Raw genomic sequence first — 16857 nt, forward strand, 5'->3', positions numbered from 1 at the left:
GCGTTCAGCTGTCGTCCGCGACGGTGCGACCCCTCGAGCCCCGGCTTGCGGGCGACCCGGCGCCTTACAGGAGTGCGCCGGGCCGGTCATGCTTCACGCCTCCGGCCTTTCAAGCCCCAGCAATCGTTGCGTCAACTCAAGCGCCAGCGCGTCCATCTCCTGCTGCTGCCGCTGGCTTACCCAGGCGTAGGCCGTGCGTACCTGCTGATCGTTGAGTTCAGTCAAGCCTTCACCAGGCGCCGGCCAGCTTACGTTCGGCAACTGCTCCCTTAGCCCGTCGAGGGTCGAGGGCCATTCAGGGGCGGGCTCGCCACTGTCGCTGCTCACCGCATACAGGTAATCAGCGGCCTCCTGCCAGCGCTCGCGCACAGGGGAGAACGCCTCGGCGTGGCCATGCTCCAAGTACGTTCTAAAGCCTGAGCTATGAGCGACCCAACGGGCGAAGGCATCGACGGTATCGCGCGCCAACACCTCGGTGCCCACGCGGTTGACGGTCTGAGCGCTCACTCGCGTGCTATAGCGCATGCCGCGGCTGGCCGGCAGGCCCAGGGTGGTTTCCAATTGCTGGAACAGATAGAAGCGCACCTCGACTTCATCAAGGCCCTCCTCAAGCAGCGCGTCGGGCAAGTCGTCCAGTGGGTCGAGCGGTGGCGCCTGCTCGGGGTGAGCACCTCTGAGACCTTCCTCGCGCGCCACCCGGGCCCTGACCAAGCGCCGGGCGGCGTCGTCTACTAGCACCCGCCGCCATACTCGGCGCTGGTAATCGAGCAACTCCCTCAAGGGGCCCTCCCCAGGCGCGCTTGAGTTGGCGACCGTTCTCCAGCTTTCGACCTCATGCTCCATTTCGTCCAAGGTCAAGGACACACCGTCGCCGCAGGTACCCATGGTGTCCTGCGCCATGGCAAACAGCCTGTCACGCAGGGCTTCAAGCCCCGGCAGTACCTGATCACCCGGCAACAGCCAGGTTTGTACCAGGGCCCACACCCGCTGGCGGGTTTGCAGTGGTTGGGCCTGGTAGTCCGCGGTGTCTACTACCCGGCTGAGCAATTGATAGAACTCAGCAGCCTCGTGCCGCGCGCGTTCCTGGCTGATGGCCCGCGCAAGGGTTGGCGGGCAATCTTGCAACCACTGGTCCTGGTCCGGCTGGCCCACGTCGTTCTCCGATTCGCTGGAGGCGTGCCAACGAGCAAAGAAGCTCAGGCCCGCTCGACGCAGCCTCTGCCTGGCGTCGCCGGACAAAGGGTTGCCATGAAGGTTGATTCCCGCGCCGTAGTGAAGGGACTCGATGTTGTCGTGATAGTCCCGTGAAAGCTGCGCGAAACGCGTGTTGGAAAAATTGGGCAATTCCTGGATCAGGTTATCGGACAGGTTGATTTCACGCAGCCGGGTCGGCTCCTGGTCCATTAGCTCGACCAGACCGGGTGGAAAGCTCCGTATTGCGGTATCGCTAAGGTCCAGGACGGCCAGGTTTGCCAGATGCGTGACCACCGGCGGCCGGCCAAGTGGGTTGGTCCCAAGGGAGAGGTTTTGCAACAGTGGCAACAGGGCAAAGCCCATGGCGGTTTGCTCGGTAAGGGTGATGGCATTGCCTTCCAAATCGAGGGTGTGCAACCGGGTGAACTGGGCCAGGGTCTGAAACTCGGCAGGCCCAAGGTTCAAGCCCAGCCCCGCCAAGTCCAGGTGCGCCAGGCTTGCAGCCAGGGGCGTCGCCATTTCCAACACCGCCGGGGCTTCCTGCCTGCCCACGTAGTCCAGACTCAGGCGTTCAAGTTGCTGAAATCTACTCACGTTCGGTAGCACTTGCAGGTGATTCAGGCTCAGGTCAAGCCAGACCATATTGGGGAAATTGGCCAGGAAACCGTCATTCACTTGGTTCAGGCCCATGTCCAGCAGGGCCACCCGCCGCACATGGTCGAAACGCACGGTAAGGGTAGGCAACTCACCAATATCCAGGCCACGCACGGTCAGCCCATACCCGTGCGTGCCAAACCCCAAGGTGCTCAGCCGTCGCTGCCACAGGTCGATCATTCTGTCGGCAAAGGTTCTGCGGTGCTCCGCCTCATGGGCCAGGGCCTGCTGCGAAGGGTTAGCCTCCGCTTGCGCGACCCAACGGCCCAACTCCACGCGCAACCGGGCCAGGTCCGCGTTTAGCCGGGCCAGAGACGTGGTAGCTGCTTCGCCTTCGCCTAGGGACTCACGCAACTCCTCCCGTTCGGCCTCGCTGATTTCTGGATACAGCGTTTCTAAAGCCAACCGGTGAGGATCCTGGGGCGCCAGCACACGTGGGATTGGCAGACCGCGCCCACTGAGCGCATATCCTACCGCGCCGCTGGCCTGTCGCGCGGGAGGCCTGAAGAACCGGCGGTTATCTGGAGCCATGCCCAGCAACTGGCGCAGCATGTCTCGCCGAGCCAGCGCCCGCTCCAGCAGTACTTCGCGCAGGGTGCCGGCATCCGCGGCTTGCCCAGCGGCGGCTGCCCGGACCCTGTCCGGGAGGGTGGCCATGATGGCCTGCTCCAACTGGGAGCGCGGCCCAAGCTCAAGGCCTTGGTCGTCGAAGGGTTGATAACCATCGCCATGGCGAACGATGACCCAGCGCGGAGCGATCGGCTCGCCAGCTGTTTCCAGTACCCGGCCATGGAAATGGTCGGCCCGCAACTCTAGACGCAGGGTGCCAGCCCACTGCCCCAGGCTTGAAAACAGCCCGAACGCCAGCCGGTCGCGATCGGGGCTGGCTTCCCCCTGCCCCAATGCCTCGCAGGCCCTGGCTAGCCGTAACTGGCGTAGGGCCTCGGCTGCTTGCTCACCCAGCCCTGGTGGCAGTCGCCCAGCTGCCAGGGCCTGTCGTTCCGTCCGGGGGCAACCCTGCATCAACGCCTCGATCGATTCCGGCACAAGCCCTGGGAAGTGTCTGCGCAGCGTACCGTGGGCTGGGTCCGCGGGCGCGATGGGCTCGGCCAGGCGCTGAACCAGTGACGCTCTACGCGACGCCAATACCCGGGCCCACGCGCCGGCCAAGACCCGATGTGCCAGATCAGCAGGTACCAGGGACGTATCCATACCCAATACAGCATTGATGGTTGTAGGGTCCAGTTGAGAGATTATCTTGCCGGCCCAGCTGCCCTCAGTAAAGTCCGCCTCATCCAGGTGGATTCGCCGTGTGGCAGTTGCCGAGCCAAACACTTCGGTATTTTCCCCGGCTCGATACGCCACAGCCACCTCTGCTGGCCAGCCAGGAACAGCACGCAGTACGTCCACCAGTGCTGGAGCTGGAGCCGGAGCTGTGGGTGCACCATTGCCATTTAAGGCGACCAAGGCGGTGTCCAGTTGCCTCGCCGCTAATTGACGTGCCAATAGATGGGCCAATGGCGTCGGCATGCCCGTTCTATCCAGGTGTGCCTGGCGCAACTGTGCATCGCTGATACCTGCCAGGCGTTGCGCCTGCAACAGGGCTTGATCAGACAGCGCCTGGTAGCGATCAGCGAACCTTCGGATCAGCGTCGCGCTGCTCCAGTGCGCCGGGTTTTCATGAGCGGTGCGCCAGCCACCGTAGCCGTCCCCATAAAGCATTGGCGCATAGCCTTCGCGCGTGGGATGAATCAGGCGCGCTACGTTCGCCCCCTGAGGTACAACCTCATGGAACCTGTCCTCGATACATAGCCAGGTTCGGCCATCATGGCGGTATAACCCGCTGCTATCAGGCCTGATGGATGTAGGAGGCAGGTCATGGGCGCGAAAGTCTTCCAAGGCCGGCTGCCACAGGCGGACCTGACCATCGGCACCGGTCACCGGTACCAGTCGGGTAGCGAAATCTACCGTAGCGGGTTCTGGTCGCTTGCCAAGGCCGAAGAACGCGGCGTTTTCCACCGCGCCGAACACATGGTCGATGGCCCCTCGGGTATCGCCACGTTGCCATGCTTGTACGCCTTCGTACACGTTATAGAGGCCTTGCCCTAACATCACCGCGTCGGCGATCACGTTTACCCCTGGGATGGCCGAGCCCACCATGAGGGTCAGGCTCAGGCCTAACTGCTCGCCCACCTCTACCCAATGAGCGTAGCGTTCGAAACTGTCCTGATGGTCCACCCATGAAGTCGGCACCGCCACGGTGGCGGCCTCTGCCATGGCCTGTTGCGCCCAAATACGGTAACCCTCTACGAATGGATTGCCGGGCACGTTTACCGGCACCCATTCCAAATGGGGCGGTAGCCAACGCCCCGCGGTGATCGCATGCTTCACCCGCTCCATGAACGCCGTTCGCTGGGTCGGAGGCACAAAGCCTGCAAGGAACTTCAAGAAGGCCGAGGAACGAAGCCTCTCGCCCAAGGCCATCGCCAGGCTACGCTTGTCGGCATACTCGGCCACGGAACCCTCCGGGTCTCCCGGGAGGTAGGCCACCACGGTCGCCGCCGAGCGACCAGGCGCCTGCCTGCCAACCACAATGACCTGGGCGAGTGGGAAGCCTAACAGGGTCAGCCGCTGTGCCTGAGCCTCTATGGGCGCCACCGGCTCAGGGGACATCCGCCAATGGGCCAGCAAGGCCAGGCCTTCGGCCCCAAGGCGCCCGACAAGGCGCGCAATGCAGGCATCCGCCATGAACGCGGCCTGCTGGCAGGTGAACATGAGCCAGGCCAGGGAAGTTACGCCTGTAACGGGGTCTCCCTCGCCGGGCAAGCGTGCCGGAACCTGCACTGCAAGCGCGCGCTGAAACCGCCCGCCCAAGTCCAGGCCCCGACAGGCCTTGGCGAACGCTTCCGGGCGCAAGCCCAGCGCCCGGCTTCGGTCAGCCTTGCCATCGCTCCCAAGCCCAGCGAACAGCCCGGAGCCATCCCCGTAGGCGCTGGCGTGGGTCTCTCGCTGATGGAAGTTTTGCAAGGCCGCCTGCAGGAGGGTACGTTCGATAGGCGGGCGCATGCCTTGCGGATCTACCCAGTGCAGTACCGCTTTACGAGGGTCCTGGCCTGCGTCGAGCAGCCGTGCCAGCACAGGCTGCAAGTGTGACAGGGCAAAGGCCTCTACGGTGGGCAACTTGGCAATGGCAGCCTTGAGATCGTATCGAGCGTTTTCCGCTGCCTGTATCAGTTGATGAAGGCGCTGGCGTTGCTCAGGTTGCGCTCGCGCCAGCCACGCGGGCAGGCGGGACAGTAGGAAACCTTGGTGGGGCAGCGGTGGAACGATCAGGGTATTGGGCATGGGGCCTCCTTGTCTGGAGGCCCGAGGGTAGCGCTGTGGCGCCAAGCTCAGTGGTATATAGGGGTTACCAAAAGCGTCCGGCGCCGAGGGTATTCCATAAGCGCCCCACCAGGTGCTCCAATGACCCACTGGCCGCCAGCCCTACCCGTTCGGTAAGGCTTTTACGCTCGGCATAATGCAGGTGGAACACGTCCGCGCCGCGCGCGCATTCGGCCAGGTATTCATCGCTGGTCTTGATCTCGTCCACCAGCTTGCGCTCCAGGGCCGCTACCCCTAACCACACTTCACCGGTGGCCACTTCGTCGATGGACAGTTGCGGGCGGTAGTGCACCACGAAATTCTTGAACAGCTTGTGGGTAACGTCTAGGTCTTCCTGGAACTTCTCCCGCCCCTTCTCGGTGTTTTCGCCAAATACGGTCAAGGTACGCTTGTACTCACCCGCCGTGTGCAATTCCACGTCGATGTCATGCTTGCGCAGCAGGCGATGCAGGTTGGGCAACTGCGCCACTACCCCGATCGAGCCCAGCACGGCAAAAGGCGCGCTGAGGATTTTTTCGCCAATGCAGGCCATCATGTAGCCACCACTGGCAGCGACCTTATCCACGCACACGGTCAAGGGCACGCCCGCCTGGCGAATACGCGCCAATTGGGAGGACGCCAGGCCGTAGCTATGGACCATGCCGCCGCCACTCTCCAGCCGCAGCACAACCTCGTCTTTAGGGGTGGCCAGGGTAAGCAAGGCGGTGATTTCATGGCGCAGGCTTTCGGTGGCCGAAGCCTTGATATCACCGTCGAAGTCCAGCACGAATACCCGCCCCTTGGTGTCCCCCAGCTTTACCTTGGCTTTGCGCTGTGCCTTGTCGTCTCGGGCCTGCTGCTTGCGAAGCCGCTTCAGGCCGTCTTTGTCCAGAAGCGAAGCCTCCAGGCGCTCGCGCAGGCCTTTATAAAGATCATTGAGCCGGGTGACCTGCAATTGCCCGCCCCCTTTGCGACGGCTCTTGGCGCGCAACGAGGCAATGCCGGCGAACACCACCAGTACAGCGATGACCAAGGTAACGGTACGGGCGAGAAAACCCAGGTATTCGGAGAGGAACTCCACGGTGACTCCTGCGGCGGGTAGAAAGTGCATCAGCATACCGGCGAGCGCTGCCGCGGCATAGCCGCCCTGGACGGTGGGCGGGATTAACGAGCGTGCGAAGGGTGAAGCACGATGAAACGGCCTTTTGAAACGCTTGTATGAACCACCGTTGACAGGGCCTGGGGCACCCCCTAACCTGCCTCCATTGGCAGCGGCGGTATAGCGCATGGGTAACCCCTACCTATTCAGCCTGGTCGGGCGTCCTTCGGTGCTCGGAACCCTGACGTGCTATCGCCAACAGGGTGTGCCAGGTACCCGAACTTATCACTGGGCGCGAGCGCCAACCTTCATTTATCTGAACAGGATTATTCCATGAGCGACGTCAATTCAGCCATCCAGACCATGAAAAGCAAGTTCAACGCCGCCGCTGCCGCGGGCCTCGACCTGGTATTTGGTTTTCGTATCGACGAGACCAAGCATTACAACTTGGTCGTGAAAGACAGCACCTGTGACATCCAGGAGGGTGAAAACCCCGATGCGAATGTCACCCTGGTGATGGACAGCGATACCCTAAACGGGATCGTGAGCGGCGAAACCGATGGCATGCAAGCGTTCATGCAGGGCAAGTTGCGAGCTGAAGGCGACATGATGCTTGCCATGAAGCTAAGCGAACTGTTCCCTGTCTGATCTGTAACGGCCCTTTCCCGTGTTCATCATCACGCAATCGTGCCGTATAAGGTGAAACCGCCTTCGTTCCCCATGGAACGGGCAGCGCGCAGGCCCCGCGATTCGGGGCCTGCGTGGTTTCAGCTCAACAACGCGAGGGTCAAGCGCAGCCGCAGTGCATCGGCCGTGCGGGTGCAGGCTTCGCTCAAGCGGTTGCTTAGGTCGTAGGCTTGTTGTTCGGTCAGCCTCGGCCCCTGGTCCGTCTCTTGGCGCCACTGGACCTCGGGGTCCAGGGCTTCGAGCAAGGCGACAGCCGAATCAGACAATGGCTCCACGGCATCGCCGGCCGCGGTGCCAAGCACATACTCCAGCGCGGCATCGTAGGGCGCCCTGGCCTCGGCAAACCGGCTAGCATAGTGATGTTCCAACGCCATGCGCCAGATGTGCTGATGGTTCACCAGCCATTGGGCAAACGCTTCATTGCTGTCCAGCGCGCGCACACGCCCGGCGATCCTGTTCACCGTACTCTCGCCGACCACTGAATCGTACAGCCGCGCACTGGTGGGCGGCAGGTCCAAGGCGGTTTCCAGACGCTGGCGCAACACCAGCCGGAGTTCGACTTCGTCCACGCCCATGTCCAATTGGTGCGGGGGTACATTGTCGGCGAGGTCCGCGGCGGGGTCCGTAGCAACCTCTCCAGCCAACCGCGCGAGCCGAGCTTGCACCAGCCGCTGCGCCTGTGCATCGACCAATGCTTGCCGGAACAGGCGTCGAGCAGGCCCCAGCGCCCCGATCAATGCCTGTTCCTCGCCCGGCCGCATAGACCCGGCAATGGCTTGCCAGACGTTGAACTCCCCTTCGAAGTGGTCCAGGGTCAAGGCTACGCCATCGCCACAGGTGCCCCTGGCGTCCCTGGCGATGTCGTAGAAGTGGTCCCGCAGCACCGTCAGGCCTGGTAGGGTATCTTCACCCGGCATCAAGAAGCGTTGCGCCAGTGCCCAGGCTCGTGCCCTCAACTGGGCGCGTTCTTCGACCGAGCGCGCGCGTCTGTACAACGCTGTATCCGTAACGTGCCCAAGCAAGGCATAAAAGTCTGCCCCGTCGCGTGCCTGCCGAGCGTTGCGAATCAACCCTTGCAATGGCTCTGGGCAGCCTTCGAGCCAACGGTCGGGGTCGCGATCGGGCACATCGTTTTCGCCGTCCAGGCGCTGCTCGGGAGCAAAGCCGCTACGATCCAACAGCGCCACCGACTCGGCGTCCAAGGGGTTTATCTCCAAGTTGAACTCCACTGCCGCTGGCTCTTCCGGTTCTCGGGCGGCACGGCGGAAGAACTCAGTCGCTGACAGGTCGGGCACGTGAGTGATGGCATTGCCTGACAGATTGACATACATCAACCGCAGGTTAGGTTCGGCCATCAACTGCTCAAGCCCCATTGGCAACCTGTCTATCTGCGTATCGGCCAGTGATAGCCAGGTCAACTCCCGCAGGCCTTGTACATGCGGCGCCAGGCCCAGAGGGTTGTTATCCAGGGAGAGGTAGCCCAACCGGACGAGCGTGCTGAACGCGCCTTGCGTCTCAGGGGTGAGGCGGATCTGGTTATTCTCGAGACCTAAGCTTTGCAGGCCAGGGAAATGACTCAGCCGCGGCATTAGCTGGTTAACGGGAAGGCCTGGGTTATCCGATAGCTGGAAGCGTCTAAGGGTGGCGGTAAGCGGTTGCAACCAATTCAGAAATTGCCCGGCGCATTCCTGGCCGATATTACGCAGGTGCAGTTCACGAAGCTGCGTGAGCCAGGCGGGACCGCTGGGCAACGTCCTCAGTGGATTGTCATTGAGGCGTAGCACGCGGGCATTGGGGAACATGCGTAAGAACGCCGGGTCGATGGTTTCCAGCTCCATGCCGCTGAGGTCGAGTTCGAGAATGTGGGTAAAGCTTGCGCTCAACACAGGCAGGCGGTTGCCCAAACGTAAGTAGGCCAGACTCAACGCATGGCGTACCACCCCATCGGCATGGACCGCCAGGGGGCTGACAAAACGCCGTTGCCAGGCTTGCAGGAGGATCCGGCTTGCCAACTCCCGCGCTGGCCGTAAAGCGCTCTGGCTAGCACCCTCAGCCGTGGAGGAACGTAACCACTCGCCCAATTCGGCCCTCAAGTCCGCCAGCGCTTGTCGACGGCGGGCCAGTTCCTCCAAAGCCGCGGCGCCTTGACCGATTTCGACTCTGAGCAGGTGGTGAGTGCGCCCGTCCGCTTCTGGGTACAGTTCTATGAGTTGCTGGACGATTTCACTCTCAATAGCCCTTACTGGGTGGCCAGCGCCTCGCCCGCTCAGCGGGTAGCCTAGGCGGCCGTCGGCCAGGCGGGTAGGCGGTCGGAATAAACGAGCGCTTTGACTGGCCATGCCCAACAACCTGGCGACTTCGGCGCGACTGGCCAACGCCAGAGGGACAAGCCGTTCGCGCAACGCCGTGCCATCGGCGAGGCTCGTGGCAAGCATGCCGCCCTGGCCCCGAACCGCATCCGCCACCGCCTGCTCCAGGCTGGCCGCCTGCATTGGCGGGGTGTTGGGCGCGTTGTAGGTCCGGTACTGGCCAGCGGAAAGGGCGATTACTCGGGCCGGCCCTTCGGCGGGGCCTGTCCGGCCGACCAGGCGGCCAAAGGGGCCTGCCTGGCGCAGTTCGAGGGCCAACGTAGGTGGCCAACCCTCCAGCCGGCTCAAGAGGCCCATGAGCAGAACGTCACGGTCAGGGGTAGACAGCCCTTCCTGCAAGGCCTCGCAGGCCAGGCCGATGCGTAGCTGGCGTTGACACTGCACTGCCACTTCAGCGAGGGGCAGTGGCACGCGGCCCTGTTCCAGTCGCTCGCGCTGCGCGCTGTCAGCCAGGTCCAGAACGTCCTTCAGCACTGTTCGAGGCACGGAGGGAAAGTGCCTGCCCAGGGTAGACAGCGCGTTAGCCTGCTCTGGCGCGTTATCCGTTGACGCTTCGCTCAAGTCGCGTAGCACATTACCGCGCTCGGCCTCCAATACCCGCGCCCATCTCGCCGCCAGGCGCCGAGCCGCGTTTGTCAGAGCACCGGGTTCATCGAGCAAGGAAGCCAGGTCGTTCACGCCCAACTGAGTCACCAAGGCCGACACCCAGTCACCGTTGGCCAATTGCTTTGCCGTCAGGCGCACGCTATGGATGGTTTGGGCCTTCAGCTCGAGGAAGGTGCCGTCTGCCTGCTTTAGGGCCACACCGATTTCCGACGGCCAGCCTGGTACGTCAAGCAACGTGCGGACCACCGCCGGATGCGCCACGGGTTGTCGCGCCTGGCCGCGCAACAAGGTAATGGCCTGCTCCAGTTGCGCTGCCTTGGCTCGCCTATGCAGCCAATAGCGCAGCAGTCCAGGCAGGCGCTCCCCGCGCCCAGTGGCAGCCTGCAACTCATGCTCGGCCAAGCCGGCGAAGCGCCATGCCTGTGCGATGGTCGCGTCACTTAATCCTATGGCCTCATTCCCACTGCGGCGGACCAACGCCGCCAACGGCCATTGCGAGGGCCGCTCATGTTCGGCGTGCCAACCTCCAGCGCCGTTGCCCAGCAAACGGGGAACATAGCCTGTGAACCCCACCGGCATAAGCGGCTCGGCCCGATAGGGGGTAGCGCTGGGGCGTACTTCCACATAGCGCTCGTCGAGCTTGACCCAGGCCCGCCCGCCTTGCCTGTACACCCCGTCCACGGCCGCCACGCCTTCGCCGCCGGGCAGTTGGGCTGTGCTCCGCATGTGCAAGTCTGGTAACCACAAGCGGGTTTCGCCGTTGGGGCGGGCGATCAGGCGCAGGCGGTCGAGTAAGTCCTGGGGCTCGGCCTCGCCGGGGCGAGGCTGACTGGGCAGCAGGTTGCGGGAGTTCTCTACAGCACCCATCAACAGGGAACGAGCCAGGGCTTCATCCCCTTCGAGCCAGGCCTGAGAGGCCTCGAATACGCTGTGCAGCGCCTGGACCATAGAATACACCGCGATGGCCTGGCCCACCCCCGGCACGAACGACAACACGAACAGGCCCAACTGCTCCCCTAACCCCAGCCAATGTTCATGCCGAGCCATGGTTGCCAGGCGGTCGGCCCGGGCGGTGGGCACCGCTAGTACCTGGGTGTCGGCCAATGTCCGCTGGGCCCAGTTGGCGTAGCGGTCGCTGAACAGCTCATGCAGCGGTAAAAAGCCCATGACCAACCGAGGCCGACGCAATACTGGTTCGCCTTTTAACACCCCGATCGCAAGCGTCAATGCTTTGAGCGGATTCAAAGCGGTTCGGAATACCACATCGAAGTCTTGCGCCGGTACGCGTTCCATTGCGCGGATGAACGCGGCTTCCTGTGCCAGGGCGACAAAGCCTGCGAAAAAGCGCAGGTAGCCAGGGTCCTCCAAGCGGGCGTTCAAGGCGTTGGCCATGGCATCGACGCTGGAGAACTGAGTCAGCGGGGCACGCGGGTCGTTGGGGACGTATAGCAAGCAGGTTCGGCCTTGAGCCTGATTGTGATCAGACAGTATCACGAGCACGCGGTCCAGTTCGAAGCCGCTCAGGCGTAGGCGTTTGGCGCTGCCCGGCAGGGGCGCCAGCGCCGCTTCCGGGGCCAGCCCCCAGGTAGCCAATAGTCTCAGGCCCGTGTTGTCCACCTCGCCCTTGAGTTTTGCGATGCAGGCCTCGGCCGCCAGCGCATCGCGGTCAGCCTGGCAAAACAGCCGCGGCAGGCTTGAGGCCTCGTCAGAATCACCTTGGGTAACACGCAGCGGCAGTTCAGCGGCCAGGTGGCGCATGAAACCACCCCCGATATCCAATCGCCGGCAAGCCTGGGCAAAGGCCCATGGCGTGATCCCGAGTTGAGTCGCGGGCACTGGCGCGTCCTGGGCTTGACGCTCGCGAAATACGCCAGAGCCTGGGCCAAAGGCTTCTGGTAGGGCGTCGGCTTCGGCAAAGTTGCGTAATGCCGCCTCGACCAAGGTACACGTCAGGGCCGGCTTCTCGCCGTCCGGGTCGGTCCAGTGCAGCACCGCGGTAGTGGGGTCGACCCTAGACTGACCTGACTCGGCCAGTAGGCTTGCCAATGCCTGGGCAGCATAGTCTGTGTATTGAGGCAAATGAGCTGCCTCTGCCGCCAGCGCACGGCGAGAGACTTCGGCATGCTGGGCCAGGGTATTGAGGCGCTGAAGATCATCGGGGCCAGCCTTCGCTAGCCACAAGGGTAAGCGTGACTTGATCAGGGCATGGTACAACGGTGTGATGTCAGAACTGGCAGGCATGAACAGGCTCCTAGGCTGTGGTTTGCACAGCCTAGGCACGCCAAGCGCTTGCGAGCGGTATTTACAGCTGCGTTGGCGCCAGCGGCATCCGCGCCAGGCGTTCGCGCAGCCACAGGTGCAACGCCTGAACCACGGGCGAAAATTGCCCGCGATGGGGGCACACCAAATACAGTGGCACCGGCTCGCCCCGCCAGGCCGATAGCAGCACTTCCAGGCGCCCATCCTGTACATCCATGCACACGTCCAGCCAGGACTTGTACGCAATGCCCTCCCCGGCTACCGCCCAACGGCGCACCACATCGGCATCGTCACTGACCAGGCTGCCGGCCACCGTCACGTTGAGCCGCGCGCCGTCGGTATGCTCGAAACCCCATTTGTCATAAACGGCGCCGCCCAGTAAGTACCGTAAGCAGGTGTGGTTGGCCAGGGCTTGCGGGGTAGCGGGGCGCCCAGCCCGAGCCAAGTAGCTGGGCGCGGCGACGACGACCCGGCGGTTGCCTTGGGAAAGTGGCAGGGCTACGAAACTGGCATCGTGCTTGACCGCATAGCGAATAGCGACGTCCACTGGGTCACGAAACACGTCGGCCAGTTGATCAGACAAGCGCAACCGCAGGCTAACGCCAGGGTAGTACTCACGGAATTCGCCTAGCCAGCCCAGCAACAGGTTGCGGCCCAGATCCGAAGGTGCTGAAAGTTGCAGGTCGCCCTGTAAGGCTTGCCGGGCGTGATGCAGCCGCCCCGCCCCTTCGCTTAGAGCATCCAAGGCTTGGCGAGCAAAAGGCAAATACTGCTGGCCTTCGGGCGTAAGCCTCAAGCTTCGGGTGGAGCGCGCAAACAGGCGGATCTCTAGCGCCAGCTCCAGCCGCCTGATCGCCGCGCTCACCTGGCCAGGCAGCACGTTGGCCTCCCTCGCGGCATTGGAAAAGCTACCTAAAGCCGCGGTACGAATGAATAAAGCCAAGTCGTCCAGCCGGACCATTTTCACTAATATCAAGAAAGTGTTGCTGGATTTTGCCCGTTTTTCATGAAAACACAAAGCCTCACTATAGCCCCCCCTACTACCTTGAGTACTTTGCCATGAAAGCCGTTGCCTACCTCGAAGCCGGGCTGCCTATCGATCACCCAGACAGCCTGCTGGATATCGAACTGCCTCAACCCACGCCAGGGCCCCGAGACGTGCTGGTGCAGGTGCGTGCTATCGCGGTAAACCCCGTAGATACCAAGGTCAGAGCACGCGCCCCAGTAACCGAGCCGCGGGTATTGGGTTGGGATGCAGTGGGTGTTGTGGTTGAAACGGGGGCGCGGGTGAGCCTGTTCAAGCCCGGTGACGTGGTGTATTACGCCGGTGCCCTTGAGCGCCCAGGTAGCTACAGTGAATACCAACTGGTGGATGAACGCTTGGTTGGGCGCAAGCCAAGCAGCTTAAGTGACGCCGAAGCGGCGGCCCTGCCGCTGACCAGTATCACAGCCTGGGAGCTACTGTTCGACCGCCTGAAAGTACCCGAAGGCGGTGGTGAAGGCCAAAGCCTGTTGATCGTAGGCGCCGCGGGCGGTGTAGGCTCCACGCTGGTGCAGTTGGCTCGCCAGCTGACGCGACTGATCGTCATCGGTACGGCATCGCGCGAGCAAACCCGCAATTGGGTAACAAAACTTGGCGCCCACCATGTGGTGGACCATAGCCAGCCCTTGGCGCCTCAGCTTGAAGCGCTCGGCGTACCTGAGGTGACTCACGTTGCCAGCCTGACCCATACGGATGCTCACTACGAGCAATTGATCGCGGCCCTTGCGCCCCAAGGCCAACTGGCATTGATCGATGATCCAGCGGCCTTGGACGCAATGCCTCTCAAGCGCAAGTCGTTATCCCTGCATTGGGAGCTTATGTTCACCCGCTCCCTGTTCAATACCCCGGATATGATCGCGCAGCACGAATTGCTCGACCGTGTTGCCCGCCTGGTCGATGCGGGCGTCATCAAGACCACCCTCGGCGAGCATTACGGCACCATCAATGCCGCCAACCTGCGTAGGGCTCATCGGTTGATCGAAAGCCATCGCGCACAGGGCAAAATTGTGCTGGAGGGGTTTTGACCCTGTAGCGCCTTGCAGCGCCCTATGGCTATGCAGACCGCGAGCCGCATGGCTTGAGCGATTGGCCGTACCTCAGAAGGCGCGCGAAGCGGTTCGCTGGCTGCCCAAAAGCGGGTGCATAGGCGACTTGATGCTTTCCAGTTCAGCGCGTAGTTGGGCGATCAGGTTACTGATTTCTCGGCTGCTGGCGAATCGATCCTCGGATATACCTTCGACGACAAGGTACACCTTGCTGGTATGGGGGTCTTCGATGCGAAGGTTGAAGCAGTGACCGAAGGTAGTCTCGCAGACGCAGGTAAGGGGTTCAAACGCACGCTCAACGATACCTCTCATTTCGAGGGCACTTAGGCCGATGGTTCTCATGGTGACTCTCCTAGGGCAATGGCCGGGCCGCGAAAGCGATGAAGCACAACAGCGCATCAATCCCCGGGCTTGCTCTTGAGTTATAGACCCCAGGCACCCCCCCAGCAAACCAACGTAACTGCTGGCAACACCTTAACCGCGCGGCAAAACGCCGCCCTCCGCTATTGCCGACTGGATCCCGCCGCATAACCCTTTCAGCCGGGGCGGTAGCGAACCAGATGGCAAATGTCCGCTGGTCGTAAACTATCGCGGTCCGGTGAAACGCCTGCCCTTGAGTGCCTTTCGAAAAATCATTATCACTCAAGAGGAAAAGACCTGTGTCTACGCCAAAGAACCAATACCAGATGCAAAACCCCCTTACTCAGTATCCACAGCCGCCCTTTAAGGACCAACCGCAAGACGCCCCTGGGTTGGACAGCAAAATGTCGCCCGAGCCCGATCATGGCGAAAGCACCTATAAAGGCGCCGAACGCTTGCTAGGCCGCAAGGCGCTGATCACCGGTGGTGACTCCGGTATAGGCCGTGCCACTGCGATTGCCTTCGCCCGTGAAGGAGCCAGTGTGGTGATCAACTACCTGCATGAAGAAGAAGCAGATGCTCAGGCAGTGATTCGTTTGATCGAAAGCGAAGGCGGCAAAGCCGTTGGCATTGCAGGGGACCTTAAAGACGAAGCTTTCTGCCAGCGCCTTGTAGCAGACGCCCACAAGGCCTTGGGCGGCTTGGATATCGTGGCCAACGTAGCCGGCAAGCAAACCGCTCGCCAGAGCATCGAAGAGGTCAGTACCGAGCAGTTCGATGCTACCCTAAAGACCAACCTGTATGGCCTGTTCTGGATCTGCAAGGCTGCGGTCCCCCTTCTGCCAGCCGGCGCGACCATTATCAATACCGCGTCCATCCAGTCCTACCAGCCCTCGGCTACCCTGCTCGACTACGCTACCACCAAAGCCGGGATCGTTGCCTTTACCAAGGCGTTGTCCAAGCAGGTCATCGAGAAAGGTATCCGCGTTAATGCGGTCGCACCGGGCCCGATCTGGACCGTGCTGCAACCCAGTGGTGGCCAACCGCGGGAAAAGATCCCTCACTTCGGCGAGCAGACCCCGATGAAGCGCCCTGGCCAACCGGCCGAATGTGCGCCGCTGTATGTGTTCTTGGCGTCGCAAGAATCCAGCTACATCACCGGTGAAATATTCGGCGTAACGGGCGGCGATCCACTGCCATAAGTGCAAGGTGGTTTCGGGAGTCATTGGGCTCCCGTTGCGCCTTTGCAAACCTTAGGGAGCTACCTGATGAGCGCTGACTTTGACCTACAACGTTTCGTGGAAGCCCAGGCGCCTGTCTATGCTCAGGCGGTGAAAGAGCTGCGCTCGGGGCATAAGACCAGCCACTGGATGTGGTTTGTGTTTCCTCAGCTTCGTGGCTTGGGCCGCAGCGATACCGCTCATTATTACGGCCTTAGTGGTGCCGCCGAAGCGTTGGCGTACTGGGACCACCCTACCCTCGGGCCGCGCTTGCGCGAATGCTGCGAGCTACTCGATAACCCTGCCAATACCAGCGCCGAAGGGATTTTTGGCAGCGTCGATGCTATGAAGCTGCACTCTTGTTTAACGCTTTTTCTTCGGGCATCCAGTGGTGATGCAGTGTTCGAAGGCCTGTTGAGCCGCTATTTCAAGGGCCAGCAAGACGCTAAAACCTTAGAGCTGCTGAGCGCCTGAACCGTGTCCCTTAAAACACACAGGTTCCGGTTGCCCAGCAATTAGACTGAATTATTTGCGCCGTTTGGTTTCTCCTTTCAATACGAGAGGGAACTAGACATGAGCGCAAAACTATTCGTCATCGATTACACCCAGCACGGTGCAGCCAAGTCGTTCATCATCCGCGCCGACAACATGGATAACGCTAACGCTTGGCACTGGGCCAGTTGCGACGCTGGCGTGGGCCGTATCGGCCGGTTCGGGCTGGAAAAAGTGCGCAAAACCAGCAAACCCATGGCAGAGAAATTCGGCATAGAACAAGTGGTGTGGCGCCAGGCCTGAATTAACGGCTACCTGTACGGAGCCCGGTCATGACCGCAATGCTGTTCACTTAAGCGGAGCAGCCTTGCGGTTAACCGGATACCGGATTTTTGACATCTTCACCACCCTGGGCCTCGCTGGCCTAGGGCGTTTTGTTATGAAGAGCACACCAATGCTGCCACGT

10 protein-coding genes are annotated in these 16857 nt (G+C 62.0%); 5 read left to right on the forward strand and 5 right to left on the reverse strand.

Annotated features, from left to right (window positions below):
* Nucleotides 1–93: 93 nt before the first annotated feature.
* Together ACWKV4_RS07565 and sohB are read right to left on the reverse strand one after the other, a co-directional pair.
* On the reverse strand, nt 94–5193 hold the full coding sequence (locus ACWKV4_RS07565) for a dermonecrotic toxin domain-containing protein (protein WP_483831450.1): 5100 nt from the start codon (nt 5191–5193) through the stop codon (nt 94–96).
* Between the two features lie 64 nt (nt 5194–5257).
* Nucleotides 5258–6292: a protease SohB gene (sohB, locus tag ACWKV4_RS07570; protein WP_483831474.1), complete on the reverse strand. Its 1035-nt coding sequence runs from the start codon at nt 6290–6292 to the stop codon at nt 5258–5260.
* Nucleotides 6293–6643: 351 nt separating this feature from the next.
* On the opposite strand from sohB, the gene ACWKV4_RS07575 reads away from it, so the two are divergent.
* Nucleotides 6644–6958 (forward strand): SCP2 sterol-binding domain-containing protein, encoded by a 315-nt coding sequence (locus tag ACWKV4_RS07575; protein WP_483831451.1) that lies wholly within the window; start codon nt 6644–6646, stop codon nt 6956–6958.
* 119 nt (nt 6959–7077) lie between these two features.
* Here ACWKV4_RS07575 and ACWKV4_RS07580 read toward each other — a convergent pair whose 3' ends face one another.
* Nucleotides 7078–12213, reverse strand: a complete 5136-nt coding sequence (locus ACWKV4_RS07580; protein WP_483831452.1) for a dermonecrotic toxin domain-containing protein — start codon at nt 12211–12213, stop codon at nt 7078–7080.
* Nucleotides 12214–12274: 61 nt separating this feature from the next.
* The gene (locus tag ACWKV4_RS07585) at nt 12275–13192 is read right to left on the reverse strand and encodes a LysR family transcriptional regulator (protein WP_483831475.1); all 918 of its coding nucleotides are present in this window, start codon (nt 13190–13192) and stop codon (nt 12275–12277) included.
* 98 nt (nt 13193–13290) lie between these two features.
* Here ACWKV4_RS07585 and ACWKV4_RS07590 point away from each other — a divergent pair, with 98 nt between their 5' ends.
* Nucleotides 13291–14298, forward strand: coding sequence for a zinc-binding alcohol dehydrogenase family protein (locus tag ACWKV4_RS07590; protein WP_483831453.1), 1008 nt, complete (start codon nt 13291–13293; stop codon nt 14296–14298).
* A gap of 72 nt (nt 14299–14370) precedes the next feature.
* Here the strand turns inward: ACWKV4_RS07590 and ACWKV4_RS07595 are convergent, their stop codons facing one another.
* Complete coding sequence (locus ACWKV4_RS07595; RefSeq protein WP_483831454.1) at nt 14371–14661, reverse strand: DUF1652 domain-containing protein; 291 nt, start codon at nt 14659–14661, stop codon at nt 14371–14373.
* 317 nt (nt 14662–14978) lie between these two features.
* On the opposite strand from ACWKV4_RS07595, the gene ACWKV4_RS07600 reads away from it, so the two are divergent.
* The 3 genes from ACWKV4_RS07600 to ACWKV4_RS07610 all read left to right on the forward strand — a co-directional run bounded on the left by ACWKV4_RS07600 (nt 14979) and on the right by ACWKV4_RS07610 (nt 16694).
* Nucleotides 14979–15881 (forward strand): SDR family oxidoreductase, encoded by a 903-nt coding sequence (locus tag ACWKV4_RS07600; RefSeq protein WP_483831455.1) that lies wholly within the window; start codon nt 14979–14981, stop codon nt 15879–15881.
* Between the two features lie 66 nt (nt 15882–15947).
* Entirely contained in the window at nt 15948–16373 is a 426-nt protein-coding gene (locus ACWKV4_RS07605; protein WP_483831456.1) for a DUF1810 domain-containing protein, read from the forward strand.
* A gap of 99 nt (nt 16374–16472) precedes the next feature.
* Complete coding sequence (locus ACWKV4_RS07610; protein ID WP_483831457.1) at nt 16473–16694, forward strand: DUF6555 family protein; 222 nt, start codon at nt 16473–16475, stop codon at nt 16692–16694.
* Nucleotides 16695–16857: the final 163 nt, after the last annotated feature.

The organism is Pseudomonas artemisiae, assembly GCF_057128685.1.